At 54.5% G+C, this 17,517-nt stretch carries 17 protein-coding genes; 5 read left to right on the top strand and 12 right to left on the bottom strand.

The window, feature by feature from the left end; genetic code table 11:
- The first annotated feature begins 151 nt into the window (after window positions 1-151).
- Both PGR29_RS14005 and PGR29_RS14000 read left to right on the top strand, forming a co-directional pair.
- Window positions 152-646: a M15 family metallopeptidase gene (locus tag PGR29_RS14005; RefSeq protein ID WP_316424718.1), complete on the top strand. Its 495-nt coding sequence runs from the start codon at window positions 152-154 to the stop codon at window positions 644-646.
- Between the two features lie 30 nt (window positions 647-676).
- Window positions 677-1,459, top strand: coding sequence for a hypothetical protein (locus PGR29_RS14000; protein WP_213793586.1), 783 nt, complete (start codon window positions 677-679; stop codon window positions 1,457-1,459).
- Window positions 1,460-1,566: 107 nt separating this feature from the next.
- On the opposite strand, the gene PGR29_RS13995 is transcribed toward PGR29_RS14000, so the two are convergent.
- The 4 genes from PGR29_RS13995 to PGR29_RS13980 are packed head-to-tail and all read right to left on the bottom strand — an operon-like array spanning window position 1,567 to window position 6,466.
- A complete protein-coding gene (locus PGR29_RS13995; RefSeq protein WP_015369700.1) occupies window positions 1,567-2,124 on the bottom strand; it encodes a DJ-1/PfpI family protein in 558 nt (185 codons plus the stop codon).
- Window positions 2,125-2,146: 22 nt separating this feature from the next.
- Entirely contained in the window at window positions 2,147-3,337 is a 1,191-nt protein-coding gene (locus tag PGR29_RS13990; RefSeq protein WP_047058886.1) for a glycoside hydrolase family 88 protein, read from the bottom strand.
- A gap of 13 nt (window positions 3,338-3,350) precedes the next feature.
- A complete protein-coding gene (locus PGR29_RS13985; protein ID WP_015369698.1) occupies window positions 3,351-4,631 on the bottom strand; it encodes an oligosaccharide MFS transporter in 1,281 nt (426 codons plus the stop codon).
- On the bottom strand, window positions 4,628-6,466 hold the full coding sequence (locus PGR29_RS13980) for a DUF2264 domain-containing protein (protein WP_271032118.1): 1,839 nt from the start codon (window positions 6,464-6,466) through the stop codon (window positions 4,628-4,630). The genes PGR29_RS13985 and PGR29_RS13980 overlap by 4 nt, the downstream gene beginning before the upstream one ends.
- Before the next feature lie 229 nt (window positions 6,467-6,695).
- Here PGR29_RS13980 and PGR29_RS13975 point away from each other — a divergent pair, with 229 nt between their 5' ends.
- Window positions 6,696-7,550 carry an AraC family transcriptional regulator gene (locus tag PGR29_RS13975; protein WP_015369696.1) on the top strand — a complete coding sequence of 285 codons (855 nt, stop codon included), beginning with the start codon at window positions 6,696-6,698 and terminating at the stop codon, window positions 7,548-7,550.
- Window position 7,551: 1 nt separating this feature from the next.
- Here the strand turns inward: PGR29_RS13975 and PGR29_RS13970 are convergent, their stop codons facing one another.
- From PGR29_RS13970 to PGR29_RS13955, 4 genes are all read right to left on the bottom strand, one after another.
- Window positions 7,552-8,961 carry a purine-cytosine permease family protein gene (locus tag PGR29_RS13970; RefSeq protein WP_047055790.1) on the bottom strand — a complete coding sequence of 470 codons (1,410 nt, stop codon included), beginning with the start codon at window positions 8,959-8,961 and terminating at the stop codon, window positions 7,552-7,554.
- Between the two features lie 344 nt (window positions 8,962-9,305).
- Window positions 9,306-9,731: a YidB family protein gene (locus PGR29_RS13965; RefSeq protein ID WP_071647658.1), complete on the bottom strand. Its 426-nt coding sequence runs from the start codon at window positions 9,729-9,731 to the stop codon at window positions 9,306-9,308.
- Window positions 9,732-9,745: 14 nt separating this feature from the next.
- A complete protein-coding gene (gene lysM / locus PGR29_RS13960) occupies window positions 9,746-10,195 on the bottom strand; it encodes a peptidoglycan-binding protein LysM (RefSeq protein WP_015369692.1) in 450 nt (149 codons plus the stop codon).
- Between the two features lie 54 nt (window positions 10,196-10,249).
- Entirely contained in the window at window positions 10,250-11,146 is an 897-nt protein-coding gene (locus tag PGR29_RS13955; protein WP_316424717.1) for a LysR family transcriptional regulator, read from the bottom strand.
- A 98-nt stretch (window positions 11,147-11,244) separates the two neighbouring features.
- Here PGR29_RS13955 and PGR29_RS13950 point away from each other — a divergent pair, with 98 nt between their 5' ends.
- Window positions 11,245-11,847: a short chain dehydrogenase gene (locus PGR29_RS13950; RefSeq protein ID WP_316424716.1), complete on the top strand. Its 603-nt coding sequence runs from the start codon at window positions 11,245-11,247 to the stop codon at window positions 11,845-11,847.
- Window positions 11,848-12,396: 549 nt separating this feature from the next.
- The gene (locus PGR29_RS13945) at window positions 12,397-13,800 is read left to right on the top strand and encodes a purine-cytosine permease family protein (protein WP_308957733.1); all 1,404 of its coding nucleotides are present in this window, start codon (window positions 12,397-12,399) and stop codon (window positions 13,798-13,800) included.
- Between the two features lie 41 nt (window positions 13,801-13,841).
- On the opposite strand, the gene argE is transcribed toward PGR29_RS13945, so the two are convergent.
- Genes argE through PGR29_RS13925 form a run of 4 tightly spaced genes read right to left on the bottom strand, consistent with a single transcriptional unit; the run spans window position 13,842 to window position 17,383 of the window.
- A complete protein-coding gene (gene argE / locus PGR29_RS13940; protein ID WP_316424715.1) occupies window positions 13,842-14,990 on the bottom strand; it encodes an acetylornithine deacetylase in 1,149 nt (382 codons plus the stop codon).
- Complete coding sequence (locus PGR29_RS13935) at window positions 14,983-15,657, bottom strand: DUF1028 domain-containing protein (RefSeq protein ID WP_015703481.1); 675 nt, start codon at window positions 15,655-15,657, stop codon at window positions 14,983-14,985. The genes argE and PGR29_RS13935 overlap by 8 nt, the downstream gene beginning before the upstream one ends.
- Window positions 15,658-15,666: 9 nt before the next feature.
- Complete coding sequence (locus PGR29_RS13930) at window positions 15,667-16,089, bottom strand: RidA family protein (protein ID WP_015369686.1); 423 nt, start codon at window positions 16,087-16,089, stop codon at window positions 15,667-15,669.
- 28 nt (window positions 16,090-16,117) lie between these two features.
- Window positions 16,118-17,383, bottom strand: coding sequence for a flavin-containing monooxygenase (locus PGR29_RS13925; RefSeq protein ID WP_015703482.1), 1,266 nt, complete (start codon window positions 17,381-17,383; stop codon window positions 16,118-16,120).
- Window positions 17,384-17,517: the final 134 nt, after the last annotated feature.

The following is a 17,517-nucleotide window of genomic DNA, read 5'->3' as shown; positions in this document are numbered from 1 at the left end:
GAAAACCGAGATGAAAAAATAAAAAAACATCACTTACATTAGATTTAAAACAAATATTTCAAACACCCTACCAAATCTAGTGGATAATGAAAGGATTTACTCTATTTTAATTATATCTACCTGCTCATATCATTTGCACCTGGAGCGCGCTATGCCAATATTTACTTATCACCACCCCTTGTTTGGCAAGGTAACGTATAAAACAGCCCATGAGGAAAAAGTATTTGGCGATCGTATAATTTTCACTAAAGGATTAAACGAAAAGGATATTCAGTACGTTACTATTCCAGAATTAAAAAACATTAAAAATGTAAGCAGTACTTTTCTTTTTCATGTGAAAGGCCATGAACAGTTAAAATTAGCATTTTCAGAGATACACAGCGCAGGTCTTATTCATATTATAAAAGAGTTAGGAGCCCCATATTATGCAAGGCTTCGCAAACCAACGAGCGGCATCTATAGTAGCAAACCGTCTAATCATGCTTTTGGTATTGCGCTCGATATTAATCCTAATGATGAAGGAAATGGAATAAGTAGCTCACCGTTGTCAAACATTTTTATAAAACACGGATTTACTTGGGGTAACACTTTTACGGCAAAAGATCCTATGCACTATGAAATAAATGAATTCATTTTTCAAAATTAAACACAGCCTGCAAGGGTGGCACACATAAAAATGAAAAAAAATACTAGTCTTGTTTTGATCAATGCGATTTTGATACTTTCCGGTTGTACACAATACACACCGCAAAATCTCAATGCACATTCCGACCTTAATGAAATGCAATTTATATCAAAAAACAACAGGATAGAGGATGATCTCGGGAGGTTATATAAACAATGTAAAGGCATAGACAAAAACGGTAAAGAGTACTTAACGAACTGGAGTGCCACAAGTCTCATTTTATTTCCAACCGGTATAACTGGGGTAAATAAAATCGACACAGGACCAGTTAAAAAGGACTCTTATACTGCGATTGAAAAATCCGGAGCAAAAGCCAAAGCGGTTCTCACTGGCATATTTGATGGTGGTGTAAACTATAATAGTGCATACCGTTATAATGCTGAAGTCAACCAAGTAATATCATTACAAACATCAACATTAAAATTTAACAAGCCGGCTGGGGACTATATAACCAAACATTCAAATTGTAATTTCGCTTATCTAAACACCCTCTATAAAGGAACTGCATTTATTGAAGTGTTGAAAGAAGTCTCATCGGATACCGGAGGCGGAAATGAAGCGGCCTTTCGTATCGATGGCTCATATTATCAATCAGACTCCGCGAATAGATTTATTACTGGTTTTATTTTATTTGAGCTAGCGGATATCAGCCCTGATGAGCTGGAAATGCTTTCTTCAATGAAGCCTAGTCCGGATCTTATCGGCGCTCTAAATGCCAAAGAAGTGAGTGAATTAAAAAATATTTACCCTGAACTTAAAATTGACATCAAGTGATGTTGGCACCAAATCCAGGAAAAAGCGAACACATCGTAACTTCCTCTTTTACATTTAAAAAAATCTGCAGGCCGCCATTATTATTTTGGAAGCCTGCAGATCTTGTTCTACCACGGATAATAAATATGTTCCGCCTGTTCGCGCGCCGGCGCTTCATCGCCCTGTAACCGCGCCGCCAGGGTGAAAGCAAAATCAAATACCTTGCCCAACCCCCGGCCGCTGAGCAGATTGCCGTCTTCCACGACGTCGGCATCCACGTACACGCCATCGCTCACCTGCTGCCAAAGATCGCCGGAACAGACATAGCGACGCCCCTTCAGCAGCCCATTGCCGCCCAGCACGCGGGCGGCGGCGGAGCAAATCGGGCAGATATATTTACCCGCTTCATCGTGGCGGCGAACGAAGGCAATGACCTCCGCGCTTTTCGCCAGATTAACACTGCCTTCCGGGCCTCCCGGCAACACCACGGCATCAAAGGTTTGATCGAAGCTGGCCTTCAGGGTGCTATCCGCTATCATCGGGATAGCGTGGTAGCTCACCACTTCGCGACTCTCGCCGCAGGCAATTGTCTGCACCGCAATATTCAGACGGCGCAGGATATCGATAGTGACTATCGCTTCCCCCTCTTCAAATCCGGGGGCTAATAACACGGCTACGCTTTTCATCTCGCTCTCCATTCCTTGAGGGTTACCAGTACGGGTACCAAATCTGTCGCAGCCGCGCCAGCAGCTCAAGATAGAAATAGTCACCCCAGCTACAGCATTGATCGACGCCCTTGCCGCTGCCCATGTGATATACCGAGTGCTGCAGCAACCCTTCGGTAGGGTCATCGTCGTGGGCCAGGTAGTTGTCGGTCAGCGACAGCGCAATGCGCAGCGCCATCTCTTCGTAATACGCGCGGTTGGCGTCGAGCGTTGGCAACGCCTTGACCAGCTCCAGCAGGCCGCAGGCGGCAATCGCCGCGGCCGAACTGTCGCGCACGGCATCGGTGCCGAGCAACGCCAGATCCCAATGGCAGACATCATCTTCCGGCAGGCGGTTGAGGAAGTAATGCGCCAGGCTGCGCGACAGCTCAACCATCTGCTTATCGCCTGTGTGCTGATAGCTCAGCAGGAAACCGTAAATGCCCCACGCCTGGCCGCGCGACCAGCATGAGGTATCGCTGTAGCCCTGATGGGTGTTACCAAAGCGCGGCTCGCCGGTCTGCACATCCATATAGTAGGTGTGATAAGTCGAAGCGTCTTCACGCACGATATAATTCGCCGCCTGCCCGGCGTGGGCCGTTGCCGCCTGCGCGTAGCGCGGGTCGCCGGTCTGCTCGCTGGCCCAGTACAGCAGCGGCAGGTTCATATTGCAGTCGATGATCATTCGCCCCTGCTGCTCCGGATCGTTTAAATCGCCCCACGCCTGGATAATTTTGGCCGTCGGGTTAAAACGTTCCATCAGGCGCTCGGCAGCCAGCAGCGCCGACTGGCGAGCGGCTTCATTGCCGGTGAGCCGCCAGGCGCTGATGCAGGAGAGCGAATAAAGGAAGCCGAGGTCGTGGGTCGCGGTGTCGATACGCTGCTCAATACGCCGGGCGAACGACGGTAAATAGCGCTCGGCGGCTTCACGGTAGTGCGCTTTGCCGGTCATCTCCCACGCCAGCCACAGCTGGCCCGGCCAAAAACTGGTGGTCCACTCTACGTTATCGGTACGCGGCCAGATGCCGTTTTCACAGGCTTCGCCGGGGAACTTATCGCCGAAGGCGACGATATTTTTGTCGAGCTTGCGCGTCACGCGGTCCAGCGCGTCTTCCAGCTTCTGGCTCAACGCCAGGCGGTCAACCTGATGCAGTTCTATCGGCCGCAGCGCTTCGGTGATAACAGATTTGGTCATAACAACTCCTGAATTAATGTTTGGCCGGTTCAACCGAGGCGGTATCTAAAGCCGGAGTAAAGGGTCGTGAGGCATCGCGCTTCGACTGGCAGCGCGATAGCGTAAAAGCGGAAATCAGCGTAAACGTCAGGGCGCAGCAGCCCATCAACAGATAGGTATGCTCAAAGCCGATTTTGTCGTACAGGTAACCCGCCGGCGGCGCGACCACAATCGATCCGACATAAATCATCGCCTGGTAACCCAGCAGGTACATCGTGGCGTTAACCCGACGATGGAAGTGTTCGGCGATGTATTTGAAGACCGAAATCAGCAGCAGCGCGATCTCGACGCCGTAAAACGGTTTGATGATGGAGATGACAATCGGGTCATTGGTCAGGCCGGAGGCAATCAGCCGCGCCCCCACCACGCAGCCGCAGAACAGCAGGCCGCGCTTGGCGCCATAATGGTTCACCAGCCACGGGATAAACATCATCATCACGAATTCCATCCCCGACTGGACGGTACTCAGATAGCCGTACCAGGCGTTCCCTTGCTCTTTGGTGGCGAAGAACGAGACGAAATAGCGCGGGAACTGCTGCTCGGCGATGAACATCATCCACGCCACTCCGGCGACGTAGAGGCTGAACATCCAGAATTTGCGATTTTTCAGCAGCATCAACACATCGGCAAAGACGATCTTATTCGCGGAAATGACGTTGTTATTGCGCAGCTGTTCATCACCAATTTTGAGGCTAATCAGCACCAGCAGCATCAGTACCGAGGTGCCGCTGCTGAGCAAAAAGTTAGCCAGCGGCGTGAAGTTAAACAGCAGTCCGGAGACCGAAGCCGCCATCGCCCAGCCCAGCGAACCCCACATTCTGATACGGCCAAACTCCAGCCCGTACAGACGGCTAAAGCGGTCGGCATAAGATTCGGAAGCCGCCACCCCGGCGTACCAGCCAAGGCTCAAATACAGCGCGCCGATGATAATCCCCAGCGTCGCGTGGCTTTGCAGCAGCGGCTGGTACACCAGCGCGAAGAACGGCGCCATCAGCGCGGAAATGGCGCAGACAAAATAGAGCAGCCACTTACTCATGCCGATTTTGTCCATGATGTAGCCGTACACCGGTTTCAGGACCACCGCGAAAACGCCATTAATGGCGAACACGCTGCCGATGGTAATGCTATCGAGACCTACCTTCTGGCTCAGCCACAGCGCGTACAGGCCAAAGCTGGATGACCAGGTGAAAAAATAGAGAAAAATAAAGGTACTCATTTTGTACTGCGCGGCGCGTACGGACGATGATGTGCTCATAGCGATGCCTCCGGGGCCAGAACGAGCGTCGTTTCTTGTCGTGCCGTCACGAAGCGTACCGCGTCATCGCTAATGAAGGCCTGTGGGCAGTGTTGCGGTTCGAAGTCGGCGGCATTCCCCGCCCATACCGCGCTTACCAGGCAATGCGTCCCCGCATCAAGCTCGCCGCGCAGCACCGGCACCGCCGCGCGTTCGGCGAACAACAGATTGCTGTTCGGCGGCGTCAGTACCGTCTCGCCACGGCGGGTGTGCGGATGTAAACAGAAAATTGCCGAGATATCGCGGGCGTTGCGTAAGCAGCAGGCGCCGTCACTCTCTTGCGCCTGCGGCAGCGGACGATTCGCCAGGCTAAAGCCGCCTTCCGCGCAATCCAGCGCGCGCTGGGTAGTTATGCGATGGACGCGCAGCTGCCAGTCGCCCAGCGCCAGTAGCCAGCTATCAATCACCACGTCGCGCCACGGCAGCCAGCGGCTGTAAATGACGCCATCAGCGGTGACCACCTGCTGGCATTCGCGGCGGCCGCGCCAGTAGTTATCCTTTTCGGCCAGCAGCAGCATCGAATCGGGAGCGGCATGGTTCAACCCGTAGCGCCCCCGCTCAATGGTGAAACCAAAGCGGGTGGAGTAGGCAAATTTGCAGTATTTCGCCTCGGTATTAACGAAGTTGTTCAGCTCCAACTGGCCGGAAGTCAGCATCCACAGGTGATCGGCCTGATGTACCAGCACCTGATCCGCATGGGCTATTGTGTGCTGCGCGGGCAGCGGCGGCAGCGGCAACTCAGCCGCCTGCCAGAAGGCGTCGCCCTCGCCTAACGCCAGCACCAGCATGGTTTTCAGCCCCCAGTACGGTGAACCCGGCGCGTTGTAATCTTCCGCCATCGCCAGGTTCGGGTAGCTGTAGCCGACGCTCAGTACGCCGTCGCGATCGAACATCGGCTGTTTCAGCCACCAGCGCAGGTGGCGCAACACGATGCCTTTCATCACCCCCGGCGAAAAGACTTCCAGCCCGGCGAAGGCCGCCGCGCTCCAGAACGCCGCTTCAGCAAAGCGATAGGTCAGACTACGGCCGAACGGGATCGCCGCGCCGTCATCGGCAAAGAAATGGATGAAGTCAGCGGAGAAACGCGCGGCCCGCTGACGCAGTTCCGCACAACGTCGCGGATCGACATCGGCCATCAGCTTCGCGTAAATCAGGCCATAGAAATGGAAGCCCATCGAGATGTAATAGTCGCGCGGGCGGCCCGGACCATCCGAGTACCAGCCATCGCCGAGGTAATAACGTTCCATGGCGGCAAAATGATCTTCCCGCGCCTGCGGATTGGTCGGCATACCGCAATAATGAAAGCCAACCTGCACCAGAATCGGAAAGAAGTGCCAGTTATTATCCGGGATATCCTGGGTCTCGCACTGCTTTAACCAGCGCCATAAGTTCTCTTTTTCCGCAGCAGTGAAGTGCGCCAGTACGGTTTCGCCCGCCAGCGCCAGCAATAATCCGTAAGCCGCCATCTCGACAATGCGTTGATCGTAAGGCGCGACTTCGCCCCAGTAATCGGCATGCTGCGGATTGGTGCCGTTTTTTATCGCCTGTAAATAGAAGGAGAAATGCTGCGGCTCGCTGCCGCCAGCCAACAGCGGCGTCACGCCCCACAGCAGGCGGGAAAAGGTTTCCATGCTCGCGACCTGCTGGCCGTAGTGAGCGGTGAAGTTCGCTAAATCAATGCGGCTGGCGTCGTTTTTAAAATAAGGCGCCACCGCGTTCAGCATTTCATTGACCAGCCGTAGCACCTCTTCCCGGCTTGTCAGTGGGTTATCCAGATGAATGTTTTCAGGTTGCACAGGGTCCTCCCGTATAACACGAGGATAGAGGTAAGTTATTGTTATTAGGCTTTTATCAAGCCACGTGTGCGACGTCTGGATGAAGAGTAACCGCTTTTATTCCCGGCGCTGAGTGAGCGGACTCACAAAATTAAACCGCCATTTCATTTTTGCTGGATTTTGTCGACCGCGCGGAGGATAAATTGCAAATGATGGCGTAAAAATTTAAATCTGTTGTCCTGGAGGCAAAATGGGCGAAGCGCAACTGCTGGAACGTATTACGCTCGATCGGCAGGCCATTTCGTTTAATCGCATGTATACCACCAGCGTGCTTTACTACCACTGGCATCAATGCGTTGAATTGCTTTATATTTCCAGCGGCTACGGCATCGTGGTGGTGGATAACCAGCACTACACCGCCCGTCCTGGGCGATTATTTATCTTCCCGCCCTTCCGTTTGCACAAAGTGCAGGTCGATCATAGCGATAAAAATCCTTATCACCGCACCACCATGCACATTGAGCAGTCGGTCGTTGAGAGCGCGCTCAGCGCTTTCCCGCGCCATCAGGCCCAGTTCGCAGCGCTGGCCGCCAGCAATCTGCCGGCGCAAATTTACGACCTCAGCGAGCACGCGGCATTTATCGAAAGGATCCTTGAACAGTTTCAGCGTCTGGAGGATAACGAGCAGACCACCGCCTGCGAGGTGGCGTTTTTGATGATGCAGCTGATGACGTTTCTACCCGAGCAGCCGCAACGCTACCCGCCGCGCCAGCAGACCGTCGCCTCGCGGATTATGAACTGGATCGAAGCCCACTATGCCAGCAAGTTTTCTCTTGACCAGCTGGCTTGCGACCTCGGACTTTCGCGCAGCTACACCTCGCGGGTTTTTCGTCAGCAGACCGGCGGCAATATCCATGAATATTTGCTCACCCGGCGAATAAAACGCAGTTGCGATCTGCTACGTAATAGCGATGAGAGCATTGATGCCATCGCATTAGCGGTGGGATTTGGCGAGGTGACCTACTTCATTACCTGTTTTAAAAAGATGATGCGCCAGACGCCGCTGCAGTACCGTAAGGCCAGCCAGCGGCGCTCCGCTTTATAACTTAATCCATCGCCTGCTTGAGGCCAACCTGACGGCGACGCCAGGCGCTATCGCGGCTCGCCAGCCAATAGTACAGCGGCGAGGTTACCAGCAGGCCAACCAGCCAGGAGAGATCGGCGCCGTTAAACCACGCCGAGACCGGGCCGACGTACAGCGGGGTATTCATAAACGGGATCTGCACCAGGATGCCGATGGCGTAGGCCAGCAGCGCGTGCGGGTTGTAACGGCCATAGATACCGCCATCCACCTGAAATATCGAGTTAATATCGTAGTTGCCCTTGTGAATGGCGTAGAAATCTATCAGGTTAATCGCGGTCCACGGCACCAGCACCACCAGCAGGGCCAGGACCAGATCGATAAAGTGGCTGATAAAGTCAGCCGAGGCGAAGATCGCCGCCGCCACGCAGCAAATAAGCACGATAACCGACAGCAGCGCCCGGCTGCGGCTGCCGGGGATCCAGCGCCACAGAAAGGTTTGCACCAGGGTTATCACCGACATCACCGCGCCATACAGATTAAGCGCGTTATGGCTGATGACGCTCAGCAGGAACAGCACCAGCATCAACGGGCCTATCGCACCGGTCGCCAGCTTTACCGCATCCATGGTTTCCAGCCCCACCGGCGTTGCCAGCACCGCTACCGCGCCGAAAATAAACGACAGGCTGGAACCGAGCGTCGAGCCAAGGTAGGTGGTCCAGAACGTCGCGGCGACGGGCACATCCGCCGGCAGGTATCGCGAATAATCAGAAACATACGGGGCGAAGGCGATCTGCCACAACGCCGCCAGCGACACGGTAGCCAGCCAGCCCGAGAAGGAAAAGCCGCCGCGGGTTAAGAAATCGGCGGTATGCAGATGCGTGAAGATGTAGCCAAAGCCGACCATAATGCCGATGCCCAGCACCCAGGTGCCGATTCGGTTGAGAATGTGAATACATCGGTAGCCGATAATGCCAATCACGCAGGATCCCACCGCGCCGATCACGATCCCCACCGGCAGTGGGACGGCAGGGGCGATACCGTGCAGCGACTGCCCGGCCAGCACGATGTTCGAGGCAAAGAAACCGACGTACATCACCCCGGCGATCGCCACCACCAGCAGCGAACCAAAAGATCCAAACTGCGCGCGGCTCTGGATCATCTGCGGGATCCCCATCTGCGGCCCCTGCGCCGAGTGCAGCGCCATCAGCGCCCCGCCAACCAGATGGCCGACTAAAATCGCAGCGATCCCCCACAGCAGATTCAGATGAAAGATCTGTACCCCCAGGGCGCCTGTAACGATCGGCAGCGGCGCGATGTTGCCGCCAAACCACAGGGTAAAGAGATCGCGGGTTTTACCGTGGCGATCTTCTGGCGGAATATAGCCAATAGTGTGCTTCTCAATAAGCGGCGGCGATGATTCTTTGGTCGGCATAGCATTCTCCAAAGTCAGAAACCATTAATAATGGTTGTGATGTGCAGGTGTTTTTATGTTTTGGAGATAATGCGCATTATTTTGCGAAAGGGTAAATTACTTTGTTTATGGCTACAGAAAATAAAAAAACTAATTAGCCCGGCAGGACGCCGATAAATATCATAAAAATTTATCATAACCGTTCCGGTAAGATTAAATAATGATATTTTCAACGCAGCGGTAAGTTGTCAATTAGTAATACAGAATAAATAATCGCGAGGCGGTGAATTTACCGCGGATAATAAAATACGGGCCGTTATTCAGGCCCGTATTATGTGATAAGTTAAAACTCAAACGGCAAGCGTTTAACTAAATAACTTACCTTTCAGTAGATTAAGCCCTGCGGAGACCAGGTCGCCCTGGGCCGGCGCTTCGCCCTGCGGCGACAGGCCATCGACGATTTTTGGCAGGTATTCCGCAATCAGCGATGAGGCAGTTTGCGAATCAACGCCCAGTTTGGCGCCGAGATCCTGCAGCGCAGGCGAGCCGAACACCGAGGTAATCTGATCGCTGTTCACCGACATATTACTCTGCTGACTAAGCCAGGACTCGACGATTTCACCTAAGCCGCCGTTGCGGAATTTTTCCAGGATTCCCTGGATACCGCCCTGCTGTTCAATCCAGGTCATGATCGCCTGAAGTTGTTCAGCTTTGCCAGCCTGCCCGCCAAGCACGCCGCCGATTTGATCTAATAATCCCATTACAGTCTCCATCAAAACGTTGCTATTGATCCCTGATTCACGGCTTACTTCGCCGGGATAATCAGTACCTGCCCCGGATAGATCTTATCGGGATGCTTCAGCATCGGTTTATTGGCTTCAAAAATACGCTGATAGTCATTGGCGGAGCCATACATCGCTTTCGAGATGGCGCTGAGGGTATCACCGGATTTAACCGTATAGTAACGACTTTCCGCTCCGCTCTGCGTCACAGTAACGCTATCGTTGACCTGGCCAATCCCGGTTACGTTACCTACCGCGACCAGAATTTTTTCCTTATCTTCCTGTGAACCGACGTCGCCCGTTACCGTCGCGGTACCATCGTCCGCTACGGCAATATTGACCTTTTCGGCACCAGGCAGGTTAAGACTATCAATATGTTTTTTCAGCTTGTCAGCCTGATCTTCCTTGCTGGAGCCGGAGACGGCATCCCAGATCTTCTCGCCCGCTTCTTTCACAAAACTTAATAATCCCATCTATCCATACCTCCATTACTGTTTCACGATGAATGCTTTCATCAGACACGATAATCATAGCTTATAAATACCGTTCACTTCCTTTAACAAATGTTCGACGAAGCGGGTAAGTTTCGGTAACGGGCGCAGATCCTGGCGCCACAGCAGGTGTATCGGCCTCGGTTCCGGGGTGTAATTTTGCAAAATACGCACCAGTCGGCCATTGGCTAAGTCTTCCGCCAGCAGCACTTCCGGCTGCAATAACAGCCCGGCGCCGGCCACCGCCGCCATACGCAGCGCGTAGCCATCGTTGCAGCGCAGCACCGCGTCGCGCTTCCAGCGCACCTCTTCCGCAGCGCCCGGCAGCCGCCACTCGTTGCGCGCGGTCCACACCGTATGCGAAAGACACTGATGCCCGGCTAAATCAGCGGGGGTTTGCGGGGTGCCGTGGCGCGCCAGATAATCCGGCGCCGCGCAGATCGCCATACGATAGGGAGCGAGATATTTCGCCACCAGATCGGTACGCTGGATGTCGCCGATGCGAATCGCCAGATCGATTCCCTCATCTACCAGGTCCACCATGCGGTTCGTCAAATCAAGCTCGACGCGTACCTCCGGCCAGGCCTGCAGAAAGGAGGCGGTCAGCGGCGCGATAATGCTGGCGCCGAAAGAAACCGGCGCGCTCACCCGTAGCGTACCGGCAGGGGCCAGCCGTAACCTTTCAACCGAACGCTCGGCATTCGCCACCTGCTCTAGTGCCCGTCGGGCCTCGTCAAAATAGACTCGCCCGGCATCGGTCAGGCTTTGCCGACGGGTATTTCGCTCCAGCAGGCGGGTACCGAGCTGGCCCTCAAGTAAGGCGATATATTTGCCGACCATCACCGCCGACATCTCAAGGCGAGTCGCCGCGCCGGTGAAGCTACCGCACTCCACCACCGCGACAAATGTCTCCATTCCACGCAGTTTGTCCATATTACAAACTCCTGGTTAGTAATCATCTAACTTTTAGCCAGTTTATCCGACAATCGATTAATTAAAGAATAGAGGCTCACTTCACTGAGGAGTTTGCGATGAAAATTATCGTTATTGGCGCCAGCGGTACCGTTGGCCGCGCGGTTGCGGAAGAACTGAGCCGCCAGCATGAGGTTATCCGCGTTGGCCGGACCCACGGCGACGAGCAGGTTGATATCACCTCGCAGCACAGCGTGCAGGCGCTGTTCGAGAAAATTGGCCCGGTCGATGCCATCGTCTCAGCAACCGGTAGTTTGTACTTTGGCCCGCTAAGCACGATGACCGACCGTGATTTTGACCAAGGGCTGCAGGATAAACTGCTGGGGCAGATTCGCCTCGCCCTCACCGGCCAGCATTATCTTAACGATGGCGGTTCCATCACCCTTATCAGCGGCATCGTCGCCGATGAACCCATCGCTCAAGGGGTGAATGCCACCACCGTTAACGCCGGACTGGCCGGCTTCGTTCGCGCCGCCGCCTGTGAATTACCGCGCGGGATCCGCATTAACCTGATAAGCCCCACCGTGCTCAGTGAATCCGTCGAAGCCTATGACGGCTTTTTCCCCGGTTTCGCCAGCGTACCGGCCGCAGCGGTGGCGCAGGCCTACCGCCGCAGCGTCGAAGGGATCCAAAGCGGGCGGGTTTATAAAGTCGGTTATTAATTATTTTCGGGCAGGATGTCGCATTCCTGCCCTTATATTGATTATCTGTTGGTTATTGTGAAGCGCCTCGCATAACGCCCTTATCCACATTATCTGTGCGACTTTAGGTTACTCAATACGACAATTCTAATGTCATGATGTATCAGCTAATTATTTTATTTCCCCATTATTTTATGGGGTCAAACATCTATCTCATTAGACCGCAATAAAAACAGGGAATTGTTATTTCTCTCTACGGTTCATCATTCTAATCCCCTCGCAATATGGCAGAGTTTTATCTGCCCGATAAAAAACCATCAGCGGGTTTGCCAGTAAAAAATTAAGCACGAAGCATAAAACTCTAAAAAAAACTAAACGCACAAATGCAGCGTTTTTCCAGCGCCGGGTAAAGCATTTTTTTTATATCCAGCACCGATATTTTTTGTCATTTCGCAAATGATACGGAGTTGTAAAAATGGTGAATGAAATGTTGTGATGAGTAGATTAGCTGTACTCCTCATTGAAATATCACTCTTACGCTGATGAAGACCAAAATAATGAGAGAGCACCATGACAAAACATCAATCTGTTAATGTCGAGAATCTTGAAAGTAATACCATCAGACCTATCCCCTTAAATATGCGCCACGGCAAACCAGGCGATCTTTTTACCATTTGGTTTGGCTCCAACATTATGCTGTTAACGGTCATCACCGGCGCGATGTCGGTGACGATTTTCCACCTTTCCTTTTTATGGTCAGTGATTGCGCTATTTATCGGCAGCCTGGTCGGCGGGCTCTTTATGGCGCTGCATTCGGCGCAGGGGCCAAAACTCGGGGTGCCGCAAATGGTCCAGACCAAGGGGCAATTTGGCTCCTATGGTTCGGTACTGGTGGTCTCCATCGTCGTACTGATGTATATCGGCTTTACCGCCTCCAGTCTGGTGCTCGGCGGGCAGTCGATGCACGCGATTTATCAGCCGATGAACTCGGACATCGGGATTATCGTGGTCGGCGCGCTAAGCCTGTTCGCCACCATCTTTGGCTATAAGATCATCCACTCCTACGCGCGGATCATGTCGTGGATTTCCGGCATCGTACTGGCGGCAACCTTCGTGTGGATAGTCTTCATCCACGGCCTGCCGGGCGACTTTGTCGACCGCGGCGGCTTCAACATCGTCGGTTTCCTCGGCGCCGTCTCTATCGCCGCGCTCTGGCAGCTGGCCTATGCGCCGTATGTCTCTGACTATTCCCGCTATATGCCCTACAGCACCAACGATAAAAGCGTCTTTTACGCCAGCTATTTTGGCTGCATTCTCGGCTCCTATTTGCCGATGGTGCTCGGGGTACTGGTGGCGATTTGTATCGGTAATGACGATATTATTCAAGGGATTATGGATCTGACCGGCAGCATGGGGGCGATAGTGATTATCGTGCTGGCGCTGGGGATCGCCGCCACCAACTCGATGATGCTGTACTGCGGCGTACTCTGTACCCTGACGCTCGGCCAGACCTTTATCGACGGCTGGTCGCCGATGGCGCGGGCACGCATTATCACCGCTATTTTGACCATGCTGCTGGAGATATTCCTCGCCATCTATGGCCAGGAAAATTTCCTGTTAATCTACACTAACTTTATTACCGTGCTGCTGTATGTGCTGGTGCCGTGGACGGCAATTAATCTGGTCGATTATTATTTAGTGGCCCACGGCGAATATCACGTTGAGTCGTTCTTTAAACGCGATGGCGGTATTTACGGCTACTTTAATGCAACGGCGATATCCTGCTATATCCTCGGTATTCTGGTCGAAGTACCGTTTATGTCGACCTCAATTTATACCGGGCCAATCGCCCTCTCCTTCGGCGGCGCAGATCTCTCCTGGATTATAGGTTTATTGGTGGTCTCACCGGTCTATTATTATTTCTCGAAAGCGAAGAGTGTTAAAAGCATGGCTTTTGCTAAAGAGAAGATTTAAAGCCCACAAGAAGGCGCGCCGCCTTTGCGGCGCGCCGGCGTTTAAGCTGACATCCAGCGGCAGAGGTTTTTCAACATCTGCGCGCACTTTTCCAACTGCGCCTCGCTAACAAATTCATCCGCCTTATGCCCCTGCTCCATGCTCCCCGGACCACAAACAAGCGTGGCCACGCCGGCCTCATCAAACAATCCGCCTTCGGTGCCAAAAGCAACCGTTGAAAAATCCTCGCATTCGGCCCACTGCGCCAGCCAGCCGGCGAACGCCGACTGCGGGTCGCTCAGCAGGCCGGGATACTGGCTGAGCGGTTGAAAGGTAATAGCCGATCCCGCCGCCGTCGCGCGCATTTTTGGCAACAACTCGCCTTCGGCATACGCCTGCAGCGAGACCAGCGCATCCTCGACCGACACATCCGGTAAATGGCGAATTTCAAAATCGAACTGACAGTGCTGCGGTACAATATTCAACGCCGCGCCGCCCTTAATCACCCCCACCTGCAGGGTGCTGAAAGGCGGATCAAAACGCGAATCCTTGCGAAGCGCAAGCTGCTCGCCCAGCTCGTCCAGGCGGCCAATCAGCTTTGCCGCCCAGGCAATCGCATTCACGCCATCAGGCGCATAAGCGGAGTGGCAAGCGTGGCCGTGAACATCGCAGCGCATCGCCAGCTTCCCCTTGTGACCATAGACCGGGCGCATCTCCGTCGGCTCGCCGATAATGCACATCGCCGGTTTCTCTGTCGACGCCTGCAGATGGGCGACCAGGCTGCGTACGCCAAGACATCCCACCTCTTCATCGTAGGAAAAAGCCAAGTGCAGCGGCATGCGTAGCGGTTGGGCGAGAAAATCAGGAATGGCGGCCAGTACACAGGCGAGGAAGCCTTTCATATCGGCGCTACCGCGGCCGTAGCAGCGGCCATCGCGTTGCGTGAGGGCAAAAGGGGGAACCGTCCATGACTGGCCGTCAACCGGCACCACGTCGGTGTGGCCGGACAGCATAACGCCGCCGGGCCCCGCAGGGCCCAGTCGTGCATAGAGATTAGCTTTTCTCCCTTCCGCATCATAAAAGCGCTGCGTTTCGATTGCGAAGCCGTGGAGATAATCGGCAATATCGTCGATCATCGCCAGGTTCGATTCGCGGCTGGTGGTGTCAAACGCCAGCAGCCGCGCCAGAATATCCTGTAATCGACTATTCATCGCCGGGTACTCCGTAACTGGGAGCCTCCCGCGGATCGAGAGCGCGCGTCACGTAAGCCTGCATTTGCGGTTCATAGGCCTGCCACAACGCCGCCAGCTCGCCAATCGGGTCCGTTTCACTCCAGTCAACACGCAGATCCACCAGCGGCCAGGAGTAATCATCCACCACCTTTACCGCCGCCGAATGGACCGGCCCGGCCTCGCCGCCCTCTGCTACACCGGCCTGCAGCGCGGCAACCAGTCGCGTCGCCAGCTCGCCTTCGGTTTGCGAAAACGTTGCCGCCATCGCGGCAATCACCGCTTCAGATGCCAGCATATTACCGCCGGCGATACAGTTATCGCCCTGCACAACATGCCAGGTCCCCAGCGTTTTATCGCCGCTGAACCACGCGGTCTGGCCGCTGGCGTCGATGGCGATAATCTGCCGATAGCGGCTAAAATCATCTTCCGCCAGCGCCCGGCGCATCGCTTTCTCCGCCGTCAGCCCCTGCTCCATCTGCGCCAGAGTGAGTTGCCCCAGCGCCGGTAAAGTAATATTTTGACTCGATACCGCCCCTACCCCCGCCTGCAGCCACGGGCAGCGGGCGCCGACGGCAATGCTTGAAGAGCTGATCGCGATACCAAACTGCCCGCTTTCCGGGCAGCGCGCGGCAATCGAAAATGTCATTCTGCCTCCTTATTTCGCCGCGTCATCAGGGATGACGGCGATAACATCGATTTCCATTAGCCACTGCGGCTGCGCCAGCGCGGAAATCACCAGCCCGGTGGAGATCGGGAACACGCCTTTTAGCCATTTTCCTACCTCCTGATAGACCGGTTCGCGATAGCGCGGATCGATAATATAGGTGGTGGTTTTGACGATATGCGACAGATCGCTACCCGCCTCTTCCAGTAGCTGTTTGACGTTTTTCATCGCCTGTTCCGCCTGCGCTCTAGGGTCGCCAAGGCCCACCAGATTGCCGGCAAAATCCGTCCCTACCTGGCCGCGAACGTAGACGGTATTACCGGCGCGCACCGCCTGACATAAATCATTGTCCAGCGTCTGATTAGGGTAAGTCTCTTTGGTATTGAACATCCGAATACGAGTATGGGTCGGCATAATGGTTATCCTGTTCAGTAAGTCATGATTAACGCTGGCTGGCGTCTTTGTACTGGCTATATTTACGGCGGGTAGCGATATGGTCGGCGATATGCTTCGCGTCGTGCCAGACGCCCCAGATAAAGGTTGATCCCCGGCGCGATAACCACGGCAGGCCGAGGAAGTAGACTCCCGGTTCGCTGGAGACGCCGCGCTGATGCTGAGGACGGCCCTGTTCGTTGAAAGCGTTGACGTTGAGCCAACTGTAGTCCACCGCATAGCCGGTGGCCCAGATAATGGTGTTAATCCCCGCCTGCGCCAGATCGAGCGACAGGATCGGCGACGTCATGCAGTCCGGGTCCGCTAAGAATTGCCGTGCGGCGGGCTCTTCCGGTAAATCCAGGCCATTGGCGGCGATGTAAGCATCGGCGGCATCCAGCAGCGCCAGGTAGTTTTCATCGCCGAGGCGAATGTTTTCGACGAGATTATTTTTAAAGGAGACGGTGCCCCCGGCGAAGGATTCGGTGAGACCAACCAGCGTGATACCGCGATGCGCCAGCTCACGGAAATCAACCGTGTGGCCGCCGTGCGCGCCGCTAACCGCGATGGTAACGTGCTCTTTACCGGGTTCGCTGGCCGGCGCATCCCACAGGCCTAATACCCCCAGCCACCAGCAGAAATCCCGGTTACGATAGGCGCGCGGCGGGCGGTCATGGGCGCCGACCGACAGATAAACCTTGCGACCCGCGCGCTGCAGTTCATCGGCGATTTGCACGCCGGACGAGCCCGCGCCCACCACCAGCACCGCGCCTTCCGGCAGTTGTTGCGGGTTGTAATATTTCGCCGAATGAATTTGATGGATGGCGCTGTCGCGCGGGGCGATCGGCGGAATAACCGGCTTCTGAAACGGCCCGGTCGCCGCGACAATATTCAGCGCTTCAATCACGCCGTCGGTGGTTTCAATGGTAAACCCCGGACGACCGTGGTTACGCACCGCACTTTTGACTTCCACGCCGGTGCGCACCGGGAGATTAAACTCGCGCACATAATCGACAAAGTATTGCGCAACATCATCCTTGGCAATAAAGGCATCGGGGTCGCCGCCTTTAAACTCCATGCCCGGAAAACGGTCATGCCACGCCGGGCCGTTCGCCACCAGCGAATCCCAGCGGCCGGTACGCCAGGCTTCGGCAATGCGATTCTTTTCCACGACCAGATGCGAAATACCCTGTTTGCTCAGGTGCTCGCTCATAGCGATACCGGCCTGCCCCCCGCCAACAACCAGCGTCTCGATTTGTATTTTTTCTACGGTCATAAATATGTCCTTCGGTGATGTTCTGCTCATGACCGAGGTTAATAAACCGTTATGCACAGGTAAATTATTATAAATTTAGTACCTGAGAATAAAATAATGATGCAGCGGATTCGCCCCGCCGCCAGGCCATTTCC

Source organism: Klebsiella sp. 141203 (assembly GCF_032601985.1).
In the GTDB taxonomy this organism is placed as follows: Bacteria; Pseudomonadota; Gammaproteobacteria; order Enterobacterales; family Enterobacteriaceae; genus Klebsiella; species Klebsiella aerogenes.
This window is presented reverse-complemented; position numbering and strand designations above follow the sequence as displayed.

What these genes read in the sequence shown, in the direction of transcription:
- PGR29_RS14005 (WP_316424718.1), top strand. Translation starts at nt 152, where the DNA reads ATGCCAATATTTACTTATCACCACCCCTTGTTTGGCAAGGTAACGTAT.
- PGR29_RS14000 (WP_213793586.1), top strand. Translation starts at nt 677, where the DNA reads ATGAAAAAAAATACTAGTCTTGTTTTGATCAATGCGATTTTGATACTT.
- PGR29_RS13995 (WP_015369700.1), bottom strand. Translation starts at nt 2,124, where the DNA reads ATGAAAAGCGTAGCCGTGTTATTAGCCCCCGGATTTGAAGAGGGGGAA.
- PGR29_RS13990 (WP_047058886.1), bottom strand. Translation starts at nt 3,337, where the DNA reads ATGACCAAATCTGTTATCACCGAAGCGCTGCGGCCGATAGAACTGCAT.
- PGR29_RS13985 (WP_015369698.1), bottom strand. Translation starts at nt 4,631, where the DNA reads ATGAGCACATCATCGTCCGTACGCGCCGCGCAGTACAAAATGAGTACC.
- PGR29_RS13975 (WP_015369696.1), top strand. Translation starts at nt 6,696, where the DNA reads ATGGGCGAAGCGCAACTGCTGGAACGTATTACGCTCGATCGGCAGGCC.
- PGR29_RS13970 (WP_047055790.1), bottom strand. Translation starts at nt 8,961, where the DNA reads ATGCCGACCAAAGAATCATCGCCGCCGCTTATTGAGAAGCACACTATT.
- lysM (WP_015369692.1), bottom strand. Translation starts at nt 10,195, where the DNA reads ATGGGATTATTAAGTTTTGTGAAAGAAGCGGGCGAGAAGATCTGGGAT.
- PGR29_RS13955 (WP_316424717.1), bottom strand. Translation starts at nt 11,146, where the DNA reads ATGGACAAACTGCGTGGAATGGAGACATTTGTCGCGGTGGTGGAGTGC.
- PGR29_RS13950 (WP_316424716.1), top strand. Translation starts at nt 11,245, where the DNA reads ATGAAAATTATCGTTATTGGCGCCAGCGGTACCGTTGGCCGCGCGGTT.
- PGR29_RS13945 (WP_308957733.1), top strand. Translation starts at nt 12,397, where the DNA reads ATGACAAAACATCAATCTGTTAATGTCGAGAATCTTGAAAGTAATACC.
- argE (WP_316424715.1), bottom strand. Translation starts at nt 14,990, where the DNA reads ATGAATAGTCGATTACAGGATATTCTGGCGCGGCTGCTGGCGTTTGAC.
- PGR29_RS13935 (WP_015703481.1), bottom strand. Translation starts at nt 15,657, where the DNA reads ATGACATTTTCGATTGCCGCGCGCTGCCCGGAAAGCGGGCAGTTTGGT.
- PGR29_RS13930 (WP_015369686.1), bottom strand. Translation starts at nt 16,089, where the DNA reads ATGCCGACCCATACTCGTATTCGGATGTTCAATACCAAAGAGACTTAC.
- PGR29_RS13925 (WP_015703482.1), bottom strand. Translation starts at nt 17,383, where the DNA reads ATGACCGTAGAAAAAATACAAATCGAGACGCTGGTTGTTGGCGGGGGG.